This window comes from Desulfocurvus sp. DL1XJH-121 (genome assembly GCF_054819825.1).
Genome location: NZ_JBTVWW010000025.1, coordinates 1 through 21,284, shown reverse-complemented (window position 1 = coordinate 21,284; position 21,284 = coordinate 1). Strand labels below are relative to the sequence as shown.

At 65.0% G+C, this 21,284-nt stretch carries 20 protein-coding genes; 11 read left to right on the top strand and 9 right to left on the bottom strand.

What is annotated here, in order from left to right:
- Positions 1-81 precede the first annotated feature (81 nt).
- The 10 genes from ACYYG1_RS14805 (at position 82) to ACYYG1_RS14760 (ending at position 10,003) form a co-directional block, all read left to right on the top strand.
- Entirely contained in the window at positions 82-1,338 is a 1,257-nt protein-coding gene (locus ACYYG1_RS14805) for a [FeFe] hydrogenase, group A (protein ID WP_461211107.1), read from the top strand.
- Positions 1,339-1,353: 15 nt separating this feature from the next.
- On the top strand, positions 1,354-1,698 hold the full coding sequence (locus ACYYG1_RS14800; RefSeq protein ID WP_461211106.1) for an iron hydrogenase small subunit: 345 nt from the start codon (positions 1,354-1,356) through the stop codon (positions 1,696-1,698).
- A 360-nt stretch (positions 1,699-2,058) separates the two neighbouring features.
- Complete coding sequence (locus ACYYG1_RS14795; RefSeq protein WP_461211105.1) at positions 2,059-2,301, top strand: TM1266 family iron-only hydrogenase system putative regulator; 243 nt, start codon at positions 2,059-2,061, stop codon at positions 2,299-2,301.
- Positions 2,302-2,313: 12 nt separating this feature from the next.
- Positions 2,314-4,320, top strand: a complete 2,007-nt coding sequence (locus tag ACYYG1_RS14790; protein ID WP_461211104.1) for a TonB-dependent receptor plug domain-containing protein — start codon at positions 2,314-2,316, stop codon at positions 4,318-4,320.
- A gap of 9 nt (positions 4,321-4,329) precedes the next feature.
- Entirely contained in the window at positions 4,330-5,328 is a 999-nt protein-coding gene (locus ACYYG1_RS14785; protein ID WP_461211103.1) for an ABC transporter substrate-binding protein, read from the top strand.
- Complete coding sequence (locus tag ACYYG1_RS14780; protein ID WP_461211102.1) at positions 5,325-6,098, top strand: ABC transporter permease; 774 nt, start codon at positions 5,325-5,327, stop codon at positions 6,096-6,098. The genes ACYYG1_RS14785 and ACYYG1_RS14780 overlap by 4 nt, the downstream gene beginning before the upstream one ends.
- A complete protein-coding gene (locus ACYYG1_RS14775; RefSeq protein ID WP_461211101.1) occupies positions 6,095-6,697 on the top strand; it encodes an ATP-binding cassette domain-containing protein in 603 nt (200 codons plus the stop codon). The genes ACYYG1_RS14780 and ACYYG1_RS14775 overlap by 4 nt, the downstream gene beginning before the upstream one ends.
- 248 nt (positions 6,698-6,945) lie before the next feature.
- Positions 6,946-7,359, top strand: coding sequence for a cytochrome c3 family protein (locus ACYYG1_RS14770; RefSeq protein ID WP_461211100.1), 414 nt, complete (start codon positions 6,946-6,948; stop codon positions 7,357-7,359).
- Between the two features lie 10 nt (positions 7,360-7,369).
- A complete protein-coding gene (locus ACYYG1_RS14765; RefSeq protein ID WP_461211099.1) occupies positions 7,370-8,338 on the top strand; it encodes a hydrogenase small subunit in 969 nt (322 codons plus the stop codon).
- Positions 8,339-8,350: 12 nt separating this feature from the next.
- Positions 8,351-10,003, top strand: a complete 1,653-nt coding sequence (locus ACYYG1_RS14760; protein WP_461211098.1) for a nickel-dependent hydrogenase large subunit — start codon at positions 8,351-8,353, stop codon at positions 10,001-10,003.
- Positions 10,004-10,086: 83 nt separating this feature from the next.
- Here the strand turns inward: ACYYG1_RS14760 and ACYYG1_RS14755 are convergent, their stop codons facing one another.
- The 9 genes from ACYYG1_RS14755 to alr all read right to left on the bottom strand — a co-directional run bounded on the left by ACYYG1_RS14755 (position 10,087) and on the right by alr (position 18,400).
- Positions 10,087-11,124: a hypothetical protein gene (locus tag ACYYG1_RS14755; RefSeq protein WP_461211097.1), complete on the bottom strand. Its 1,038-nt coding sequence runs from the start codon at positions 11,122-11,124 to the stop codon at positions 10,087-10,089.
- A gap of 98 nt (positions 11,125-11,222) precedes the next feature.
- Entirely contained in the window at positions 11,223-12,674 is a 1,452-nt protein-coding gene (gene thrC / locus ACYYG1_RS14750) for a threonine synthase (protein ID WP_461211096.1), read from the bottom strand.
- A 75-nt stretch (positions 12,675-12,749) separates the two neighbouring features.
- A complete protein-coding gene (locus tag ACYYG1_RS14745) occupies positions 12,750-13,259 on the bottom strand; it encodes a DUF456 domain-containing protein (protein WP_461211095.1) in 510 nt (169 codons plus the stop codon).
- A gap of 3 nt (positions 13,260-13,262) precedes the next feature.
- Entirely contained in the window at positions 13,263-14,555 is a 1,293-nt protein-coding gene (locus ACYYG1_RS14740) for a phenylacetate--CoA ligase family protein (protein WP_461211094.1), read from the bottom strand.
- Positions 14,556-14,605: 50 nt separating this feature from the next.
- Positions 14,606-16,051, bottom strand: a complete 1,446-nt coding sequence (gene dnaB / locus ACYYG1_RS14735; protein WP_461211093.1) for a replicative DNA helicase — start codon at positions 16,049-16,051, stop codon at positions 14,606-14,608.
- Positions 16,011-16,613, bottom strand: coding sequence for a 50S ribosomal protein L9 (gene rplI, locus ACYYG1_RS14730; RefSeq protein ID WP_461211092.1), 603 nt, complete (start codon positions 16,611-16,613; stop codon positions 16,011-16,013). The genes dnaB and rplI overlap by 41 nt, the downstream gene beginning before the upstream one ends.
- Positions 16,614-16,624: 11 nt before the next feature.
- Positions 16,625-16,888 carry a 30S ribosomal protein S18 gene (gene rpsR / locus ACYYG1_RS14725; RefSeq protein ID WP_461211091.1) on the bottom strand — a complete coding sequence of 88 codons (264 nt, stop codon included), beginning with the start codon at positions 16,886-16,888 and terminating at the stop codon, positions 16,625-16,627.
- A 1-nt stretch (position 16,889) separates the two neighbouring features.
- Positions 16,890-17,195 carry a 30S ribosomal protein S6 gene (rpsF, locus tag ACYYG1_RS14720; RefSeq protein WP_461211090.1) on the bottom strand — a complete coding sequence of 102 codons (306 nt, stop codon included), beginning with the start codon at positions 17,193-17,195 and terminating at the stop codon, positions 16,890-16,892.
- A gap of 62 nt (positions 17,196-17,257) precedes the next feature.
- The gene (alr, locus tag ACYYG1_RS14715) at positions 17,258-18,400 is read right to left on the bottom strand and encodes an alanine racemase (protein WP_461211089.1); all 1,143 of its coding nucleotides are present in this window, start codon (positions 18,398-18,400) and stop codon (positions 17,258-17,260) included.
- Positions 18,401-18,595: 195 nt separating this feature from the next.
- Between alr and ACYYG1_RS14710 the strand changes: the two genes are divergently transcribed.
- On the top strand, positions 18,596-20,965 hold the full coding sequence (locus tag ACYYG1_RS14710; protein ID WP_461211088.1) for an LPS-assembly protein LptD: 2,370 nt from the start codon (positions 18,596-18,598) through the stop codon (positions 20,963-20,965).
- The last annotated feature ends 319 nt before the right edge of the window (positions 20,966-21,284 follow it).

Genomic DNA, 21,284 nt, shown 5'->3' with positions numbered 1-21,284 from the left:
CCCATGGCTGGCTGCAGGGCGAAAAGCCCGCCCATTACCCCGGTGGACCTTTCCCCAATACAACCCGAAAAGGAGGGAACCATGAGGGAGATCGAAGGCGTTTTCTGTCAAACGAACGCCCCCAACGGCGTCGACCCCAACAGCATCTTCTTCGTACAGGTCGACCCGACCAAGTGCGAAGCCTGCGGCACGTGTGAAGAGGTCTGCGGCACCGGGGCCATCCAGTCCATCAATGCGGACGGCATCCGCGCGGTCGTGGACCCCGCCGCCTGCATGAACTGCGGCCAGTGCCTGGTCAACTGCCCCTTCGGCGCCATCTACGAAGGCGTGTCCTACGTGGACGAGATCTTCGAGAAGCTGCGCGATCCCGAGACCGTCGTGGTCTCCATGCCCGCCCCTGCGGTGCGCTACGGCCTGGGCGAGTGCTTCGGCGCTCCCACGGGCGCGTACGTGGGCGGCCAGATGCACGCCGCGCTGAAGAAGCTCGGCTTCGACTACGTGTGGGACAACGAGTTCACGGCCGACGTGACCATCATGGAGGAAGGCACCGAGCTGATCCAGCGGGTGCAGGAGCAGGGCAAGCCCCATGCGCGCCCCCTGCCCCAGTTCACCTCCTGCTGCCCGGGCTGGGTGAAGTTCGTGGAGACCTTCTACCCGGACATCCTGCCCCACGTCTCCAGCTGCAAGTCGCCCATCGGCATGCTCGGCCCCCTGGCCAAGACCTACGGTGCGCACGAGACCCACAGCCCGGCCCAGAAGATGTACACCGTGTCCATCATGCCCTGCATCGCCAAGAAGTACGAAGGCATGCGGCCCGAGATGGAAGACAGCGGCTTCCGCGACATCGACGCCACCATCACCACCCGTGAGCTGGCCTGGATGATCAAGAAGGCGGGCATCGACTTCAACAGCCTGCCCTCCGTGGATCCCGACCCGGTGCTCGGCGAGTCCACCGGCGCCGCAACCATCTTCGGCAACTCCGGCGGCGTGATGGAAGCGGCCCTGCGCCTGGCCTACGAGGTCCTCTCCGGCCAGAAGCTGGGCAACCCGGACATCAAGGTGGTGCGCACCCACGAGGGCATCAACACCGCCGACGTCAAGGTTCCGAACTTCGGCACCGTGAAGGTGGCCGTGGCCAGCGGGCTCGCCAATGCGGCCAAGCTCTGCGAGGAAGTGCGCGCGGGCAAGTCCCCCTACCACTTCATCGAGATCATGACCTGCCCCGGCGGATGCGTGAACGGCGGCGGACAGCCCCTGGATCCCGAAGTCCGGGCCTCCCTGTTCCGCAGCACCATCGCCCAGATCAACAAGCGCTTCCGCACGCGCAAGGTTTCCTAACCGAGGAGAGACATCATGAGCAACTTCGCCGTCATGTCCCGTCGCGGCTTCATCAAGACCGCCGGCATCCTGGCGGGCTACTCGGTCCTCGGGTTCAACATGACCCGTCAGGCCTGCGCCGCGGCCATGAACTTCGTGGGCCTCAGGCAGCAGTCCGTCTACAAGACCGACGCCAACGTATACAAGCTCCGCAAGTCCCAGGACAACCCCATGGTCAAGAAGATCTACGACCATGAGAAGGGCTTCCTGCACGAGGGCCCCTGCGGACACATGTCCCACCGCCTGCTGCACACCCACTACGTGGACCGCAGCGCCAGGGTGAAGGCCTTGAAGGATAAAGGCTTCAAGTTCGCCCTGTAGACACGCAAGCGACGCGGCCTGAGGCGAGGATGCTTCTGAACCAAGGGCCGAATGCGCGCTTCCCTCCCTTCGCCATTTTCCCCGTTTCCCCTGCCATATAGCGCCCCGCGTCCATGCACCGGCCTCGCCGTGTGCATACTTTTTTTGTTTTTATATGCATTTTGTACTATGATTTCTTGACACGTACTCAATACGCCGCTACAGGGGAGCTTACTGTTGAAAAACGGTTGAGTAGACACCCCCACAGCGAATTCGGCCTGAGGCGAGGACATGGTCTGACCCCAGGGCGGGATTCCCGCCATCCTTGGCGGCGCCCCGCGCCCTCGCCTCCGGCCGTACGCAAACCACGAGGAAGGTCCCATGGACAAGCGTATCGGCATCATCGGCATCATCGTGGGCAACCGCCAGGCATCCGCTCCCAAGGTCAACGAACTACTCACTGAATTCGGCGACATCATCGTCGGCCGCCTGGGCATGCCCTTCCGCGAACGGGGCATGAGCGTCATCGGCCTGATCATCGAGGCCACCACCGACGAGCTGGGCGCCCTCACGGGCAAGCTGGGCATGCTCGAAGACGTGCGCGTCAAATCACTCATGGTCTAGGGGAGGGACGCCATGCACATCTTGCGCATCTCCGCTCTGCTGGCCCTGGCGTTGTTCCTCTCCCTGCCCGCCTCCGCCGCCGACAAGGACGCGGGCGGCGACGTCCTGCTGGAGCCCGTGATCGTCACGGCGCGCGGCATGAACAGCACCCTGTCCAGCACCCCCGGCGGCGTGGGCGTGGCGGACCGGGAGGACATCCTCCTGTCGTCCCACGCCAGCGTGGCCGACGCCCTGGGGCGCGTCTCCGGCGTCTCGGCCGGCGGCGAGTCCGCCTGGGGCCGGGACGTGATCATCCGCGGCCTGGGCACCAGCTCGGTGGTGGTGCTCATCGACGGCATGCGCGTGAACACGGCCACGGACCTCAACGCCCGCCTGGGCTTCATCAATCCCCAGGACGTGGAGCGCGTGGAGGTCCTCAAGGGGCCCATCAGCGCCCTGTACGGGTCCGGCTCCACGGGCGGCGTGGTGAACATCATCACCAAGAAGGGCAGCTTCCGCGACGAGAGCCAGGTCCACGGCGAAGTGAGCAACACCTTCTCCACCAACACCGAGGGCTGGGACGGCTACGCCCGGGGCGCGTTCGAGGGCGAACGCCTCTGGGTCATGGTCTCCGGCGGCCGCCGCGCCCACGACGACTACAGGGGCGGCGAAGGCGAAACCGTCGCCAACAGCGACTACCAGGACAACCAGGCGCGCCTGTCCGCGGGCTTCCGCTGGACCGACGACGTGCGCACCGAGATGCAGCTCATGGTCGTCGAGGCCCACGAGGTGGGCATCCCCGGCGGCTCCTCCACCATGCCCAAGACCGCCCCCGTGAGCTATCCGCGCACGGGCAACGTGCTCGTGGGGCTGCACAACGTCTGGGACGCCGACGCCGGGATCCTCACGCGCCTGGAGCTGGACGGCTACATGATGCGCAACGACCGCCGGGCGCGCATCGAGCAGCCCACGGCCGCCGTGCGCGAGATATCCACCCAGGCCGAACACGAGACCTGGGGCGGCAACCTGCGCGGAATCTTCGAGATGGGCGAGCACACCCTGGTGGCCGGGGCCGAGGCCTGGAACTGGCGCATGGCCTCGGACCGCCGCAAAAACACCCTGGCGGGCATCGTCTACGACGACCCCATCCCCAACGCCTCCATGCTCTCCATGGGCGTCTACGCCGAGGACGACTGGGCCGTGGCCCCGGACTGGACCCTCAACGCGGGGGCCCGCGCCGACCAGGTGGAGACCTCCTGCCGCGACTCCTCCGCCCAGGAGGAGAACACGGAAACGGACACCAACTGGAACGCCCATCTCGGCCTGACCTGGGAATTCGCCGAGCACTGGACCCAATCCCTCATCGGGGCCAGCAGCTTCCGCTCGGCGGACATCATGGAGCGCTACAAGCACATCACCCTGGGCGGGGGCAAGACCCTGGAAGGCAACCCGGCCCTGGACCCCGAAAAGTCCTGGTTCGCCGAGTATTCCCTGCGCTACGCCGACGAAACGCTGCGGGCCTCGGCCAACGTCTTCGGCAACTGGGTCACGGACCTGATCACCGAGGAGCAGACCTCGCCCACGGTGACGACCATGGCCAACGTGGGCACCGCCCGCATCCTGGGCCTGGAACTGGACGCCCACTGGCGCTTCGCCCCCTGCTGGAGCCTCTACGGCAACGTGGCCTTCCTGCACGGCGAGGACACGGAAAAGGACCAGCCCCTGCGCACCATCCCCCCGGTCAACGGCACGGCGGGCCTGCGCTTCGACGCGGACAACGGGTTCTGGACCCTGGCCGAGGCCCAGTGGGCCACGTGCAAGAAGGTGGTGCCCGACGACATGGAGCCCATGGACGGCTGGATGACGGCCAACCTGGCCGCGGGCCTGACCCTGCCCTCGGGGCGCTTCAGCCACGAGTTCGCCCTGCGCCTCTCCAACCTCCTGGACAAGCGCTACGTGAACTACCTGGCCAACTCCCGGGGCATCGAACTGGTGGCGCCGGGGTCCAACGCGGCCTTCACCTACACCCTGGGCTTCTAGGGGCGCGGCGTGAAGCCCGTGAAGCGCGCATACCTCGCGGCGGCCCTTGCGGCCATCGTCCTCGCATGGGTCCTGGTCCTTGGGGCGGCTCCCATGGGCCGGGGCTCCCGCGCGGCCCAGGCCGAGCCCGTGCTGTTCCTGACCACGGCGGCGGCCAGCACGCCCCAGATGCCCTTCTGGCGGGCCGTGGCCGGGGGGACTGTCCCGGGGCTCGCAGGGCTGCGCGTGGAGTACTGGAAGAACCTCGACGACCTGCGCGGGGCGCTGCTGGCGGGCAAGGGAGACATCTGGCTGGGGCATGTGGAGGGCTTCGCCCAGGCCGCCCGCAGGGGCGCGCCCGTGCGCCTGCTGGCCGTCACGGGCTGGCGCAAGTTCTCCATCCTCAGCGCCCGGCCCGGCTCCCCCGAACTGGCCGACCTGGCCGGGGACGACGGCGTGCTGCGCCTGGCCGTGGCCCCGCCCCAGTCCCCGGCGGTTCCCGTGCTCCGGCACATCGCCCCTGGGCTGGGTCTGCCGCCCCTGGAGTTCATTCCCCTGGAGCCGCGCCAGCTCCAACTGGAGGCCCTGCGCGGCGGCGTGCGGGACATGCTCGCGCCCGAGCCGCAGACCACCATCCTCCTGGACAAGGTGCCCGGCCTGCGCGTGGTGGCCTCGGTGGAGGACCTCTACGGCCGGGCCGAAGGCTGCGCCCCCAGGCTGCCCGTGGCGGGCATCGCCGTGCACGCGGACCTGGAGTCGCGCCATCCCGGCCTGGCCCGGGACCTGCTGGCGGCCCTGGTCCGCGCCGGGGCCGAGGTGGCGGGGAACACCGAGCTGGGCGTGGAGGCCCTGCCCGATGAATTCCAGCGCTTCCTGCCCCGGGACGTGCTGCGCCGCTCCCTGGCCCGGGACGTGGTCCTGGTGCGCCCGGCCCGGGACTGCCGGGACGAGATCCTGCGCTACCTGCGCCTCGTGGCTCCCCGGGAGGCGCAAAATCTGCCCAAGGGCTTCTTCTGGGACGGACCATGATGCCCGCCGTGCTGTCCAGGACCCTGCCCACCCTGACCTCCCTGGCCCTGCTGCTGGGCCTCTGGCTCGCGGCCACGGCCCTGGGCGGCGCGGCCCTGGCCCCGCCGCCGTGGAAGGTGCTGCCCGCCCTGGCCGCCCTGTTCGCCACGGCCCAGGCCTGGGCCGACGTGGGCACCACCCTCTGGCGGGCCATGGCGGGTCTGGGCGCGGCCTTGGCCGCCGCCCTGGTCCTGGGCGTGCCCGCCGGGCTGAACCGCTCCGCCGCCCGCCTCACCGCCCCCCTGGTGGCGGCCCTGCAATCCTGCCCCCCGGTGCTCTGGGTCAGCCTGGCCATGGTCTGGTGCGGTACGGGCTCGGCCGTGCCCGTGGCCGTGGTCTTCGCCTCGGTGTTTCCCCCGCTCTTCGCCAACGTCACCCAGGGCTGCCTGGCCCTGGACCCGCGCCTGCCCGCCATGACCCGCCTGTTCCGCGTGCCGCGCGGGCGGGTCCTGCTCCGGGTGCTCCTGCCCGGCGTGACGCCCTACGTGGCCGCCGGGCTGTCCTACGCCCTGTCCGCGTCCTGGAAAGTGGCCGCCGTGGCCGAATACCTGGCCTCGGGCCGGGGCGTGGGCGCGCGGCTCTACTGGGCCTACCACATGCTGGAGATGGAGAACCTGCTGGCCTGGGGGCTGGTGCTGGTGGCCCTGGGCGTAGGCCTGGAGATGACGCTGGTGGCGCGGCTCAGGCGAACGGCCGTGCGCTTCACCGCCAAGACCAGGGAGAACGCATGATCAGCCTGCACAACGTCGGCCGCGTCCTCGGCGGCGTGGAGGTCGTGGGCTCGGCCACCCTGCGCGTGGCTCCCGGCCGGGCCCTGTGCATCCTGGGGCCCTCGGGCTGCGGCAAGACGACCTTGCTGGAGACCGCCGCCGGGCTGGCCAGGCCCGACTCGGGAACCGTGGCCCTGGGCACGCGCCGTGTGGCCTGCGCCTTTCAGGACGACGTGCTCGTGCCCTGGCTCTCGGCCCTGGACAACGTGGCCCTGGTGCTCCCCGGCGGGGCCGCCGACCGCAGGCGCAAGGCCGGATTCTGGCTGGACCGCCTGGACCTGCCCCACTCGGTCCTGCCCCCGGCCATGAGCGGCGGCATGCGGCGCAGGCTGAACCTGGCCCGGGCCCTGGCCGCGGAGCCCGAGGCCCTGTTCCTGGACGAGCCCTTCGCCTTCCTGGACGAGGCCTGGCAGCTGGAGATCGCGCGCATCCTGGGCGACGTCCTGCATCGCGGCGGGGCCGCGCTCCTCACAAGCCACCAGACGGGCCCCCTGGACCGGCTGCCCTGCGACATGGTCCACGCCGAAAGCCTGCCTCTGAACCTGGACCTTCCCGCCTGACCACCCTCCCCTCAGCGCCACGAATACATTTTTCGTAGCCGTGAAGTGTCATTAATCCATCAACAACGCATAAACAACTGCCGTATCACTTCTCGCCATCCATTAAATTCGTCAAACACGACGGATTGATGCAGCAACAAATCGATCAATTGCAACCCGCCTTCATTTTTCAGCATCACGAATATTGATCGCCTGTATTTATCTGCTATCATGTCATGGTCAAAAATCCTCAACACGGGAGGTTGGCCATGAAAGGCCTTCGGTTCTTGTTCGTCCTGGCCCTCATGGCGTCGCTGCTGCCCGCCGTGGCGCTTCTGGCCTACGAGGTGCCCAAGGACATCGTCATCAAACGGCCGGAACGGAACAAACCCCTGGTCAAATGGGTCGAAGAGGTGAAATTCCCCCACGGGTTCCACGCGGTCTACAACGCCTGCCGCGACTGCCACCACAAGGAATCCGCCAAGACCCTCGGGGAGTACGTGCCCTGCCGCCAGTGCCACAACAACGACGACCCCGAGGACCCCGCCGGGTTCTATCTGGCCTGGCACAGCGACAACCGGGACAACAACAGCTGTCTGGGCTGCCACCGGCACCTCCGCCTCGCGTCGGACGCGTTGCCGCCCCTGTCCTGCACCGACGGCTGCCACAAGCTCAAGAAATAAGGAGGCTGCCATGAGTTCCAACGCCTACATCTCAGCACTCCTGGCGGAGCGCGAAGCGGGCGGCGCCGTCTCCCGCCGCGATTTCATGAAATTCTGCGCGGCCGTGGCCGTGGCCATGGGCATGGACGCCTCCATGGCGGGCACCGTGGCCCGGGCCCTGGAGACCAAGAAGCGCCCGTCCGTGATCTACATGCACGGGGCCGAATGCACGGGCTGCACCGAGGCGCTGCTGCGCAACGTGGACCCGTACATCGACAACCTGATCATGGAAGTGATCTCCCTGGACTACGACGAGACCCTCATGGCCGCCGCGGGCGAGGCCGCCCACAAGGCCCTGGAAACGGCCATGAGGAACCCCGAGGGCTACGTCTGCACCATCGAGGGCGCCATCCCCACCCGCGACGGCGGCACCTGGGGCCAAGTGGGCGGCGAGACCATGCTCTCGCTGTTCTCCAGGGTGGCCTCGGGGGCCAAGGCCGTCATCGCCATGGGCACCTGCGCCTGCTTCGGCGGCATCCAGGCGGCCGCCCCCAACCCCTCCCGCGCCAAGAGCGTGTCCGAGGCCCTGGCCGCCATCGACGTCGCGCCCATCAACATCTCCGGCTGCCCGCCCAACCCCATCAACTACGTGGGCACCGTGGTGCATCTCCTGACCAAGGGCATGCCCAAGCTGGACGCCAACCGGCGGCCGCTGATGTTCTTCGGCCGCACGGTCCACGACAAGTGCGAACGCCGCAAGCACTTCGACAAGGGCGAGTTCGCCACCTCCTTCGCCTCGGAGGAGGCGCGCAAGGGCTGGTGCCTGCACAAGCTCGGCTGCCGGGGCCCCTGGACCTACAACAACTGCCCCACCGCGCTCTTCAACCAGACCAACTGGCCCGTGCGCGCGGGCGGCCCGTGCCTGGGGTGCAGCGAGCCCGACTTCTGGGATCAGCTGGCTCCCTTCGGCGCTGAAATCCGCGAAAAGAAAAGCTCATAAGGAGGTCCTCCAATGGCCAACAGCAAATTCACCGGCCCCATCACCGTCGACCCGGTGACGCGTGTGGAGGGCCACGTCAAGATTCGCACGGATCTCAAGAACGGGGTCATCGAAAAGGCCTTTTCCAGCACCCAGCTCTTCCGGGGGCTGGAGATGATCGTCAAGGGCCGCCCGCCCCAGGACGTGCACAACTACGTGCAGCGCGCCTGTGGCGTGTGCACCACCACCCATTCCCTGACCAGCATCCGCGCGGTGGAGAACTCCTTCGACTTCCTGCCGCCCCCGGCCGCGCAGCTGGTGCGCCACCTGATCCTCTCCACCCTCATCGCCCACGACCATCTGGTGCACTTCTACCACTTGCATTCCCTGGACTTCTTCGACATGGCCGACGCCCTGAACGGCGACCCCCTGAAGGCCGCCGCGCTGGAATCCCAGCTCACCGGCGCGGAGCAGGACCCCGGGGAATACTACATGGTCAAGACCAGGCTGAAGAAGTTCGTGGACGGCGGCCAGCTGGGCTGGCTGACCAACGCCTACTTCCTGGGCGGCCACCCGGCCTACAAGCTCACGCCCGAGGAAAACCTGATCATGGCCAGCAACTACCTCACGGCGCTGCGCGTGCAGCTCAAGATGTCCCGGGCCATGGCCATCTTCTCGGGCAAGAACCCCCACTCCCAGACCATGCAGGTGGGCGGGGTGACCTGCTACGAAGCGCTCAGGCCCGAGCGCTTCGCCGAGTTCCGCAGCCTGTACGACGAGTGCAGGGGCTTCTACGCCAACAACTTCCGGGGCGACCTGATGATCCTGGGCAAGGCCTATCCCGAGGCCTGCGTCTACGGCGGCACCAGCAACTACTTCGCCTACGACGACTTCCTGGACCCCGAAACCGGCAAGGACCCCATGTTCCGCTCGGGCGTGCTCTGGAACCGGGACTTCAAGAAGGTGGACAAGCTGGACACGAGCGAGATCAAGGAGCACGTGGCCCACAGCTGGTACGAGCCCGGCCCGGCCCGGCACCCCTACGAGGGCGTCACCGAGCCCAAACACTCGGGCTACGACGAAAACGGCAAGTACTCCTGGTCCAAGGCCCCGCGCTACAAGGGCGAGTCCATGGAATGCGGCCCCCTGGCCCGGCGCAGCCTGGCCTACGCCCGGGGCGAGAAGGAGACCAGGCAGTATCTGGACGAGTGGCTCAAGGCCTGCAAGCTGAAGCCTGCGAACCTCTTCTCCACCCTGGGCCGCACGGCCTGCCGCATGGCCGAGGCCAACATCCTGGTGAACAGGATGCCCGCCTGGATCGACGAGCTGGAGCAGCGCGCCAAGAAGAGCGACGTGGAGATATTCAGGGAGCACAAGCTGCCGGACAAGGCCCGGGGCGTGGGCTTCACCGCCGTGACGCGCGGGGCGCTGTCCCACTGGATCAACATCGACAAGGGGACCACGGCCAACTACCAGATGGTGGTTCCCAGCACCTGGAACATGGGCCCGCGCTGCGAGCAGGGCAAGCCCTCGGCCGTGGAGGAATCCCTGCAGGGCGTGCCCGTGCTGGACCCCGAGCGCCCGGTGGAGATCCTGCGCACCGTGCATTCCTTCGACCCCTGCAACGCCTGCTCGGTGCACGTCATCCGCCCCGGCGGCAGGGACCGGACCTTCAAGATAGTCTGAGCGCCCCCCGCGTCCAGCCCCACGAAAAAGGCCCCCGCGTTCGCGGGGGCCTTGCTTTTGAGCATGGATCTTTTCAAGAACCATTATTTTGGTGTTAAGCCTTCTCCATATGCAAATACTCGAAATATTGTTTTCGAATAATACCCAAAATACAAATAATAATATCTAAATGAAAACACAACCGACAACACTAGCAGCACTAGGCCAACACCAACAGGCAAAAGGCCTTCACTTTCGACAAATCTTTTCGGAACAACAATTATAATCGATGAAATCAATGCAGAAAAGCTCATATTCCTCATAAAACCATACAAAACAAGCCACTTATTCAACCTATCACGAACAAACACGTTAGAATTTGATACAAACCAAAATATAGCCCAATATGCTTCAGTCTTCACTTCTTCAGTAAGCTCTACGCCAAACAACTCTTTATACCGTACTTTTATTTTTTCGACAAAAGGCTTAGGAAACGTCCGAATCTGCCCTTGGAAATGGTAATTAATTCTTTCTGTAATATAAAATGGATGACCAAATATTTTACACAAAAGAAACATGAACCTATGGAATTTATTATCCTCAGTAATTTTGATCGTCACCCTTGTATCTATTGATTTCATAAAAACGAGCACTATTAACACAGTCCCAACAACACAATATGGATACAGAATAAAATTCATCGACAAAGCGTCAAATTTAATCTTTATATTAAAACCGCAAGCTACATACAGAAGAGAAACTAAATACACCAACGATATAAAAGCCCTATAATACCATGACGAAAAGCTCTGATTTGTCTCTTTATTAAATATTATTGAAGAGTAAGGATATCCAAAAATTTTACCAACTATCGTCTTCTCGAATAAAGAAGACGACATTGATCCAGTTAAATGTCCTACTACATATGAAGATATTATAAATATTATACTCAAAAAAATAAAAACATCCATATCAAGTTTATTAGCAAAAACTATTATATGATCAATTGCCTCAAGCATAGAATACTTCTTTATAACTTGAACCGAACTAACAATAATAGCCATAAATGACAAAATACCAGGAGCAAGATATCCAAAGAAATCGTAACTATCTATCCGAAACAGACTCTTTTCAATATCCATTTTGCCCTCACTAGCCTAAAAAAATAAAGCCTCGTGTAGGCACACTACACGAGGCTTTATGCACTAATCAACAAGAAAACGTATATTTAAAAAAGTATCTACCTCGCCTTCAAGCCCAACCGCTTGACCACGGCGTCGGCCGCGGCGGCGGTGTAGTCCTCGGGGGACAGGCGCTCCTTGTCTTCGGGCGTGATGATCAGCTCGGGGCTGTTGGCCCGCGAGGGGTCGGGGGTCACGCCGAATTCCGGGGGGAAGGTGTTCGTGAAGTACATGTCCTGGAAGCCGATGAACTTGAGCATGTGCGCGGTGGCGTCGAGCACGGCCTCCTCCTCGGCGCGGATCAGGCCCAACTCGCGGGCCAGGGCCAGGCCGGCCAGGCATTCGCCGCCTTGGGTGCAGGAGATGTGGCCGTGGCTGTTGGCCGAAAGCATGGCCTCGATGATGGCCTGCTCGGACACGTGCAGCACCTGGAAGGCCTCGGGGCCGCCGGCCTGGATGAAGCGCTCGGCGAAGTACTTCACGCGCGGGAAGGACACGGGGTTGCCGATCATGGCGGCCTGGGCCACGGACGGGGTCACGGCCACGGGCTTGTACTCGCGCTTGCCCTCGGGCTGGGCGTAGTAGCGCCAGACCGGGTCCGCGTGCTCGGACTGCACGCCGAAGATACGCGGCAGGGCCTCGATGATGCCGAGGTCATAGAGCTTCAGGAAGCCGCCCATGATGGCCGTGACGTTGCCCGCGTTGCCGATGGGCACGAACACGCACTTGCCGGACATGTCCCAGTCGTACCACTGGGCGACCTCGAAGGCGTAGGACTCCTGGCCCAGGATGCGCCAGGCGTTCTTGGAATTGAGCAGCGCCACCTGGTAGTTGTCCGCCAGGCGCTCCACGACCTTCATGCAGTCGTCGAACACGCCCGGGACCTCCAGCACGGCCGCGCCGCTGCCGAGCGGCTGGGCCAGCTGCTGGGGCGTGACCTTGCCCTGGGGCAGGATCACCGCGCTCTTCACGCTGCCGCCCACGTAGGAGGCGTACAGCGCTGCGGCCGCGGACGTGTCGCCCGTGGACGCGCACACGGCCAGGATCTCCTCGGAGCCCGTGGTGCGGATGAGGTGCTTCAGGAAGCTGAAGGCGCAGGCCATGCCCCGATCCTTGAAGGACGCGGACGGGTTCTGGCCGTCGTTCTTGAAGGCCATGTTCTGGCCGCCCAGGGTCTCGCGCAGGGCCGGGGCGGACTCCACGATGGGGGTCTGGCCCTCGCCCAGGTAGACGATGTCCTCCTCCTCCAGCACCGGGGCCATGAGCTCGTAGAAGCGGAACACGCCGCGCAGGGCGCTGTTCTTGGAGCGCATGCGGTTGTCGAAGATCTCGCGCCACTGGGCGCCGGAGGTCTTCTTCAGGGAGTCGAACTCCGCGTCGCGCAGCAGGAACACGTCCCCGCAGCTGGGGCAGGTGTACAGCAGTTCGTCGATGCCGTGGACGGCGCCGCAGCCCAGGCAGAAATATTCCATCCGGCCCCGGTAGGCCGGGAAGGTACAAGCGTCAGCCATCTTCTCTCTTCCTTTTCGCGATGTTCAGCAGGTGAGTGATCCGTTAGAGCGTGACAGAAAACAGGTCCCAGGGCCTCAGGTCCAGATGGCGGGGACGGACAGGGCCAGGATGACCCCGCCGAGCCCGGCCTTGGCCGTGAGCCCGAAAAATTTGCCCCACATGGCGCCCCAGGCCGCAGTGCGCGCCTCGGCGAAGTTCCGGCCCATGAGCATCTCCACGGACAGGCAGCCCGCGTAGGCCCCCACGAGGGCACCGGGCAGCGCGCCCAGGCCGAGGAAAAACCCCGCGCCCAGGATGGCCCCCAGGATGGCCCCCAGGATGCCGCCGATGTTGCCCTTGCCCGTGGCCCCGTACTTCTTGGAGCCGCGCAGCTGGATGACGAACTCCAGGACCTCGGCCACGGCCGCCAGGGCGCAGAGCCCGGCGAACCCGGCCCAGGACAGATCCATGGCCGGGTGCATGACCTTCCACAGGGCCACCAGGACCAGGAGCGCCCAGTTGGCGGGCAGGCTGAAGACGTGCAGCCCCAGCACTCCGAAGCAGAGGATGATGAACAGCCCGGCCCAGACCTGCGCCAAATCCATGGACTAGCCCTCCGTCTCCCGGTTGTCCACCACGCGCTGGGCCTTGCCCTGGCTCTTGGGCAGGCTGTCGTTCTGCACCAGGTCCACCCTGGGCGTGACCAAAATCTCGTCGCGCAGGCGGGCCTGAATCCTGCCCTGCAGGGCCTTGAGGACGCGCATGTCCTCCACGAAATGTTCTTCCTTGATCTCCACGCGCACGCGCAGCTGGTCGATGAACCCCTCGCGCTCCATGACGATCTGGTAGTTCTCGCCCACCTCGGGCATGGCCATGAGCACCTGCTCGATCTGCATGGGGTAGATGTTCACGCCCTTGATGATCATCATGTCGTCGGCGCGGCCCTTGATGCGGTCGATGCGCCGGTGCGCGCGCCCGCACTTGCAGGCCCCGGGCACGAAGCGGGTCAGGTCCTTGGTGCGGTAGCGCAGGATGGGCATGCCCTCGCGGGTCAGGGTGGTCAGCACCAGCTCGCCCACCTCGCCCTCGGCCACCGGTTCCAGGGTTTCGGGATCGATGATCTCGGCGATGTAGGCGTCCTCCCAGACGTGCATGCCGTTCTGCTCCATGCACTCGAAGGCCACGCCCGGGCCGTTCATCTCCGACAGGCCGTAGGAGTTGTAGGCCTTGAGCCCCAGGCCCTCCTCCACCTTGCGGCGGATCTCCTCGGTGTGGGGCTCCGCGCCGATGAGGGCCACGCGCGGGGTGAAGGCCTCGGGGCTGATGCCCTCGGCCTGCAGGGCCCCGGCGAAATACAGGGCGTAGGAGGGGATGATGTGCAGTGCCGTGACTCCGAAGTCCTGGATGAGCTTCAGCTGGCGCTTGGTGTTGCCCGCGCCCGCCGGGATGGTCATGCAGCCCAGGCGCTCGGCCCCGTAATGGATGCCCAGCCCGCCGGTGAACAGGCCGTAGCCGGACATGTTCTGGAACTTGTCCTCGGGCCGGATGCCGATCATGTACATGCACCGCGCCATCAAGTCCGCCCAGGTGTTCACGTCGTTTCGCGTGTACACGATGGCCGTGGGCGCGCCCGTGGTGCCCGAGGAGGCGTGCAGGCGCACCAGCCGCTCCGGCGGGCAGGCCAACAGACCGTAGGGATAGTTGTCGCGCAGGTCCTGCTTGCTGGTCAGGGGCAGGCGGCGGATGTCCTCGGGGCGTTTGATGTTTTCGATGCGCAGGCCCTTGAGGCGCTCGGCGTAGAACGGCGACTGCGCGGCGCGCTCCATGACGCTTCTCAGGCGCACGACCTGTAGATTATCGATTTCTTCGCGGGTGTATGCTTCGGCCTTGTGGAAGTGCATCAAATACTCCAGACGCCGCCCCCCCCGGGAGGGAGCGGACGGATCAGTGATTAGTCCGAGTCGCGGGAAAGGTTGCGGAAGGCGGTATACTCCTTATCGAAAAAGAGTTCCACCCTGCCCGTGGGGCCGTTTCGGTGCTTGCCGATGATGACCTCGGCGATGTTGGCCTTGGGGTTGTCCAGCGCGTCGTTGTACACGGCGTCGCGGTACAGGAACATGATCATGTCCGCGTCCTGCTCGATGGCCCCGGACTCGCGCAGGTCCGAGAGCTTGGGGCGCTTGTCCGTGCGCTCCTCCACCTTGCGGTTGAGCTGGGACAGGGCGATGACCGGTATCTTGAGTTCCTTGGCCAGGGCCTTCATGGTGCGGGAGATTTCCGAAATTTCCTGCTCGCGGGAGTCGATCTGCCTGCCCGCGCGCATGAGCTGCAAATAGTCCACCACCACCATGCCCAGGTTCTTCTCGGACTTCAGGCGGCGGCAGCGGGCCCGCAGCTCCAGGGTGGAAATGGCCGGGGTGTCGTCGATGTACAGGGGCGCCTGGGCCAGGTAGTCCCCGGCGTCGTAGAGGCGCGCCCAGTCCTCGTCCGTGAGGTAGCCCCGGCGCAGGCTGGAGAGGTCCACCCGGGCCCGGGTGCAGAGCATGCGCATCATCAGCTGGTCCATGCCCATCTCCAGGGAGAAGACCGCCGTGGGCACCCCGTAGTCCGCGGCCGCGTTCAGCGCCACGTTCAGGGCGAAGGAGGTCTTGCCCATGGCCGGGCGGCCGGCCACGATGATCAGGTCCGTGGGCTGCAGCCCGGCGGTGATCTCGTTCAGCTCCGGGTAGCCCGTGGGCACGCCCGTGACCAGTTCCTTGCGGTTGAAAAGCTCGGTGAGCTTGTCGAAGACCGAGCCCAGGAGTTCCTTGGAGCTCGTGTAGGTCTTGTTGGACCGGGCCTCGGAAATGGCGAAGATGGCCTGCTCCGACTCGTCCAGGAGCCCGTCCACTTCGGCGCGGCCCTCGAAGCAGTTCTCGATGATGCCCGAGGCCACGGAGATGAGCTGGCGCTGCACCGAGCAGTCGCGCACCATCTTGGCGTGGAACGGCGCGTTGGCCGCGGCGATGGTGCTCCCGGCCAGCTCGGCCAGGTACACGGGGCCGCCCACCCCGTCCAGGGCGCCCTGCAGGTTCAGTTCCTCCTGCACGGTCAGCAGGTCCATGGGCTTGGACTTGCGGAACAGCTCCTGGAAGGCCAGATAGATGGTGGAATGGACGGGGGAGTAGAAATCGTCGGGCCCGAGGATGTCCACGAGTTCGTGGAAGACCTCGTTCTTCAAGAAAACCCCCCCCAGAACCGCCTGTTCGGCTTCAAGGTTGTGGGGGGGGACTTTGCGCAGGAGATCGGCGGAGGCCCTGTCCAGGGAGCCGCCGGAAACGGCGCCGGCCCCGGAGGGCCGGCGCTGCGCGGTATTGCTATTCTGCGGGTTCTTCGTCTGCCTGTACTGCGTCGTCATCGCTGGCTGCTTCTTCCTCGACGGTCTCGACGGCTTCCGCCGCCTCCTCGGTCTCGGCGGCCGCCTCGGCCACCGGGGCCAAAGCGTCCTCCTCGACAATGGGATCGCCTTCGACCCAGTCGTGGCGGACCACGGCGACCTGAATCTCGCAGACCACGTCGGGGTGCAGCTTCACAGGCAGGGCGAACTCGCCCAAGGCGCGGATGGGGTCGTGAAGAACGATCTTCTTCCGATCCACTTCTATGCCCATCTCGGCCAGGGCGTCAACGATGTTCGCGGTGGTGACCGAGCCGTACATCTTGCCGCCCTCGCCCACGCGCACCCGGATGACGACCGGGGCGGCGGCCAGCTTGTCGGCCAGTTCCTGGGCGGAACCCTTCAGGGCGTCCATCTCGGCCTGGAGCTTGCGGCGCTCCAGTTCAAAGGCCTTGATGTTGCCCTCGCTGGCGACCATGGCCAGGCCCTGGGGCACCAGGAAGTTGCGACCGTAGCCGGGCTTGACGGTGACGATATCTCCAAGGCGGCCGAGGTGATCGACGTCGGCGCGTAAAATCAACTTCATGTCGGCCCTCCTTAGATGGTCCTCTTGCGCACAGCGGAACTGTGCACGGCGGTGTAGAACAGCAGGGCCATCTGACGGGCGCGCTTGATCTCGGTGGTCAGGCGGCGCTGGTGCTTGGCGCAGGTCCCGGTGATGCGGCGGGGAATGATCTTGCCGCGCTCAGTGATGAAATCCCTGAGAATGTCGGGACGCTTGTAGTCGATGGGCAGTTCCTTGTCCGCGCAGAAGCGGCAGAACTTGCGACGGGGGGTGAAACGTTTGTTGCGGAACGCCATGTTATGCGACCTCCTCTTCGACTTCGTCCAGCTTCACGGTGACGAACTTGAAGATGCCGTCGGTGATGCGGATGTTGCGCTCCAGCTCGGCAACGCCATTGCCGCCGATGGAGAACTCCAGACGCACGTAGTAGCCGCGGTCCATCTTGTGCACCGCATAGGCCAGGTCGCGCATGCCCCATTCGTCCACAACCAGGACCTTGCCCCCTTCCCGCTCAATGATGGCGGTGAGGGAATCAAGGATGCCCTGGCGCTCTTCCGCCGACAGCTCCGGGGAGAGCAGCAGCAGGTTCTCATACTTACGCATGCCAAATCCTCCTTATGGTCATACGGCCCCCGCCACATGGCGGGAGCAAGGCAAGAGGGGGGCTAATATCCGCTTTGACCGCCACTGTCAAGGACGTACTCCCGGCGGTTCATACCCAGCAGGCAGAAGGCCTCGTAGCTAATGGTGCCCCACCAGTCGGCCAACTCGTCCGGGGTCACGGCGGCCTCGTCGGGCCCGCCGAGCAGCCAGATGGTGTCCCCGGGGCGGGCCTGGGGCACCTCGCTGACGTCCACCAGGGCCATCTGCATGCAGACCCGGCCCAGGATGGGCACCCGGCGGCCGTGCAGGACCATGAAGCCCTTGTTGGACAGGCCGCGCGAATAGTTGTCCGCGTAGCCCACGCCCACCACGGCCACGCGCATGGCGTTCTGCGCGGTGTAGGTTTGGCCGTAGCTCACGCTCTCGCCCGCGGCCAGGTCGCGCACCTGGTAGACCAGGGTGGAGACCTCCATGGCCGGGCGCAGGTCCGCGCCGGGGCCCGTGCCCCCGCGCAGGGGGTCCACCCCGTAGAGGGCGATGCCCGGGCGCTGGGCGTCGAAACGGTATTCGGGATAGGCCATCACGGCGGCGGAGTTGGCCAGGTTGGCCTCGAAACAGAGCCCGCCCGCGCGCAGCACGTCCACGGCCTCCTTGAAGCGCGCGGCCTGCTCGCGCACGAACCCGGCGCGCTCGGGCATGTCCGCCGTGGCCAGGTGCGAGGACACCAGGTCCACCCGGATGCCGGGCAGGCCCTTGACGTACTCCAGCACATCCGCGGCCTCGGAGGGCGAGAAGCCCAGGCGGCGCATGCCCGTGTCGAACTTCAGGGACACGTGGGCGGGCTTTCCGGCCTTGCGCGCGGCCTCGTCGAGGTGCGCCAGCTGCTCCTTGCGGCCGCAGAACGAAATCACGCCCAGACGCACGGCGGCCTCGAAGTCCTCGGGCAGCTGCGGCCCCAGGAGCGAGACGATGCGCCCGGTGAAAGTGGTCTGGGAAAGGGTCTCGGCCTCCTCCACCGTGCCCACGGCCATGGTCCGGGCCCCGGCCTCGGCAAAGGCCTCGGCGGCCACGGCCAGCCCGTGCCCGTAGGCGTCGGACTTGACCACCGCGAAGCAGTTCCCGCCCAGGGCGTTCACGACCTTGTAATTGTGGGACAGTGCGGGGACGTGGATCCTGACGCGAACGTGGTTGTATGCGATGCTCATGGCGAATTCCTCCTGGGAAACGGCCCCAACGCCGTGAAGGTGTATGGATATAATGTATTTGCCTGCTCTTGCCTACTGTTCATTTGGGACAACCTGTGCTAGGGGGACAGGGATACTCGCGGCTGCGGGCGACGCCCGCGTCCGGCGGCTCGAGCCTCCGCCGGACGGCTCTAAGGACCTCCAAACCGAGACCCCATGACACACACATCCGCATGCCCCGCACAGCGCCCGGCACCCCTGGCAGCGCTGCTGGCCATGGCCGCGTTCTTGATCCTCGCCCCCTTTAGCGCGCAGGCGGCCACGGCCGATCCGCCCGGGGACCCGCTGGCCCGGGCCGTCACCAACCAGGCCGCCCAGGGCCAGGAAATGGATAAATGGCAGATCCGCGCGGACTCGCTGTCCGCCGAGCACGACGCCGAAATCCTGGAGGCCGAGGGCGGCGTGCACCTCTGGCGCGGGACCCAAACCCTGGACGCGGATTTCGCCCGCTACTACAAGGCCACGGGCTGGGTGTTCCTCAAGGGCAACGTCGAAGTCCATTGGAACAACGACGTGCTCACGGCCGAGGAGGCCGAGTTCGACCTCCAGACCGGCACGGGCTGGCTCAAGAACGGCCAGATATTCCTGTCCGAAGAAAACATGTATTTCATGGGCGAGCACATCGAGAAGCTCGGCCCGGACACCTATTCCTTCAAAAAGGCCAAGATCACCACCTGTGACGGCAGGCCCGGGTCCTGGTCCCTGGACGTGGACGAGGGCGAGCTGACCATCGAGGGCTACGCCTGGCTCTGGCAGCCCGTGTTCAACGTGTTGGACAAGCCCGTGTTCTACTCGCCGCTCATGGTGCTGCCCGCCAAGACCAAACGCCAGAGCGGCCTGCTCATGCCCGAGATGGGCACCAGCTCGCGCCTGGGCTTCCAGTACAACCAGCCCATCTTCTGGGCCATCGACGACGAATCCGACGCCACGTTCTATGAGAACTACATGAGCGAGCGCGGGTTCATGCAGGGAGTGGAATACCGCTCCACCCCGGACTCCCAGACCAAGGGCGTATGGCGTTTCGACGTGATGTACGACCGCGACCGGGCGCTCACCGAGGACGACGAGGACAGCCAGTTCAAGGGCGACGACCTGACCCGCGCCAACCAGACCCGCTACTGGTTCCGCAGCAAATACGACGGCCACCTCGGGAACCCCAACTGGAAGACCAAGCTGGACATCGACTGGGTCTCGGACCAGAACTACCTGCGCGAGTTCGACTCCGGGCTGCAGGGCTTCGACAAGGACGACAAGACCTTCACCGACGAGTTCGGCCGCGACCTGGACGACAAGGACGACCTGACCCGCGAGTCCGCCCTGCTGCTGACCCGCGACTGGGACAAGGTCGGCATTTCCGCCAAGGCCCAGTGGACCCGCGACCTGAACTACCAGAACGGCAACCGCGAGCACGACAAGGACCCCACCCTGCAGCGCCTGCCCGAGCTGCACGCCTACGTCTGGAAGGACCAGTTCCTGGACACGCCCCTGGAATGGGAGCTGGATTCCTCGGCGGCCTATTTCTGGCGCGAATACGGCACCAAGGGCTCGCGCTTCGAGCTGCACCCGCGCGTGAGCCTGCCCGTGGCCTTCCAGGGCGTGTCCGTGATCCCGACCCTGGGCCTGCGCCAGACCATCTATTCCGTGGATGAATACGAAAACCGCGACTACGCCCCCACCAACGGCAAGACCGCCTCGCGCACCATCCCGGACCTGAACATCTCGGCCTTCACCGAGGTCTCCAAGGTCTTCGACCTGGACGCCGAGCCCCTGGCCCTGGACGAGGAACACGCCGGGGACAGCCGCTGGGTCAAGATCCGCCACGCCGTCCAGCCGCGATTGGAATACGGCTGGCGGCCCCAGATCAGCCAGCGCAAGAACCCCTATTTCGACGACATGGACCGCCTGGCCGGACAGAACGAGCTCACCTACTCCCTGACCAACCTCCTGGACCGGCGGCGCGAGACCGTGAGCGCGCCCACCGAGGAGGGAGGCGCGGCCGGAATCGCCACGGACTATCTGGAATTCCTGCGCCTGCGCCTGCAGCAGTGCTACGACGCGCGCGAGGCCAGCCGCGAGGACGAGCGCGACAGATACCCGCGCCGGCCCTTCTCCGACGTCATGGGCGAACTGGCCCTGTACCCCGAGGAGTGGCTGTCCCTGAACACGCGGGCCTTCATCTCCCCGTACAAGGGCGAACTCACGGAATGGGACCAGTCCGTCAGCACCCAGTGGAAGGACCGGGGCCGCGTCACGCTGGGCTACAACTATATGCGCAGCATCGACGAATACACGCGCCAGGACCAGGACCAGATCCGGCAGTACTACGTGATCCTGGACCTGACCATCTCGGACCGCTGGTCCACGGGCCTCGTGTACCGCTCGGACCAGGCCACGGGCAACGAGCTGGAGCGGGCCCTGTACGTGATCTACAACCACCAGTGCTGGACCCTGACCCTGCGCTACTCCCACTCCTCCAACGAGGAGCGCATCGAGTGGACCGTGGGCTTGGCCGGCATGAGTTTCTAGCGGCGAAGCGTCCCAGGACGCACGTCTGCTGCGTTGCTGCAAAAAAGGCAAACCCTCGCGTATGTTGAATACGCGTCGGGCTTGCCTTTTTTTTGCGCCTTGCATCCGCACGCCCCGGGACGCTTCGCAACCTGTACTCTACACGGGACAAGTCAAAACACAATCATCTACGGCGTTTAAATAATGACAACCAAAGCGGTGAATAAAAACTACCCCGCCAAGAGAAAAGATCGTCTGGCAAATTGTGCTGAGATGGTTATCACCTGACAGTAGGCCATGAAATGAGCGTGGTCATGCCGCCCTTGGTTGGGGTACGGCT

Bases quoted from the DNA above. Each gene is read 5' to 3' on its own strand.
- ACYYG1_RS14805 (WP_461211107.1), top strand. From the start codon at position 82: ATGAGGGAGATCGAAGGCGTTTTCTGTCAAACGAACGCCCCCAACGGC.
- ACYYG1_RS14800 (WP_461211106.1), top strand. From the start codon at position 1,354: ATGAGCAACTTCGCCGTCATGTCCCGTCGCGGCTTCATCAAGACCGCC.
- ACYYG1_RS14795 (WP_461211105.1), top strand. From the start codon at position 2,059: ATGGACAAGCGTATCGGCATCATCGGCATCATCGTGGGCAACCGCCAG.
- ACYYG1_RS14790 (WP_461211104.1), top strand. From the start codon at position 2,314: ATGCACATCTTGCGCATCTCCGCTCTGCTGGCCCTGGCGTTGTTCCTC.
- ACYYG1_RS14780 (WP_461211102.1), top strand. From the start codon at position 5,325: ATGATGCCCGCCGTGCTGTCCAGGACCCTGCCCACCCTGACCTCCCTG.
- ACYYG1_RS14775 (WP_461211101.1), top strand. From the start codon at position 6,095: ATGATCAGCCTGCACAACGTCGGCCGCGTCCTCGGCGGCGTGGAGGTC.
- ACYYG1_RS14770 (WP_461211100.1), top strand. From the start codon at position 6,946: ATGAAAGGCCTTCGGTTCTTGTTCGTCCTGGCCCTCATGGCGTCGCTG.
- ACYYG1_RS14765 (WP_461211099.1), top strand. From the start codon at position 7,370: ATGAGTTCCAACGCCTACATCTCAGCACTCCTGGCGGAGCGCGAAGCG.
- ACYYG1_RS14760 (WP_461211098.1), top strand. From the start codon at position 8,351: ATGGCCAACAGCAAATTCACCGGCCCCATCACCGTCGACCCGGTGACG.
- ACYYG1_RS14755 (WP_461211097.1), bottom strand. From the start codon at position 11,124: ATGGATATTGAAAAGAGTCTGTTTCGGATAGATAGTTACGATTTCTTT.
- thrC (WP_461211096.1), bottom strand. From the start codon at position 12,674: ATGGCTGACGCTTGTACCTTCCCGGCCTACCGGGGCCGGATGGAATAT.
- ACYYG1_RS14745 (WP_461211095.1), bottom strand. From the start codon at position 13,259: ATGGATTTGGCGCAGGTCTGGGCCGGGCTGTTCATCATCCTCTGCTTC.
- ACYYG1_RS14740 (WP_461211094.1), bottom strand. From the start codon at position 14,555: ATGCACTTCCACAAGGCCGAAGCATACACCCGCGAAGAAATCGATAAT.
- dnaB (WP_461211093.1), bottom strand. From the start codon at position 16,051: ATGACGACGCAGTACAGGCAGACGAAGAACCCGCAGAATAGCAATACC.
- rplI (WP_461211092.1), bottom strand. From the start codon at position 16,613: ATGAAGTTGATTTTACGCGCCGACGTCGATCACCTCGGCCGCCTTGGA.
- rpsR (WP_461211091.1), bottom strand. From the start codon at position 16,888: ATGGCGTTCCGCAACAAACGTTTCACCCCCCGTCGCAAGTTCTGCCGC.
- rpsF (WP_461211090.1), bottom strand. From the start codon at position 17,195: ATGCGTAAGTATGAGAACCTGCTGCTGCTCTCCCCGGAGCTGTCGGCG.
- alr (WP_461211089.1), bottom strand. From the start codon at position 18,400: ATGAGCATCGCATACAACCACGTTCGCGTCAGGATCCACGTCCCCGCA.
- ACYYG1_RS14710 (WP_461211088.1), top strand. From the start codon at position 18,596: ATGACACACACATCCGCATGCCCCGCACAGCGCCCGGCACCCCTGGCA.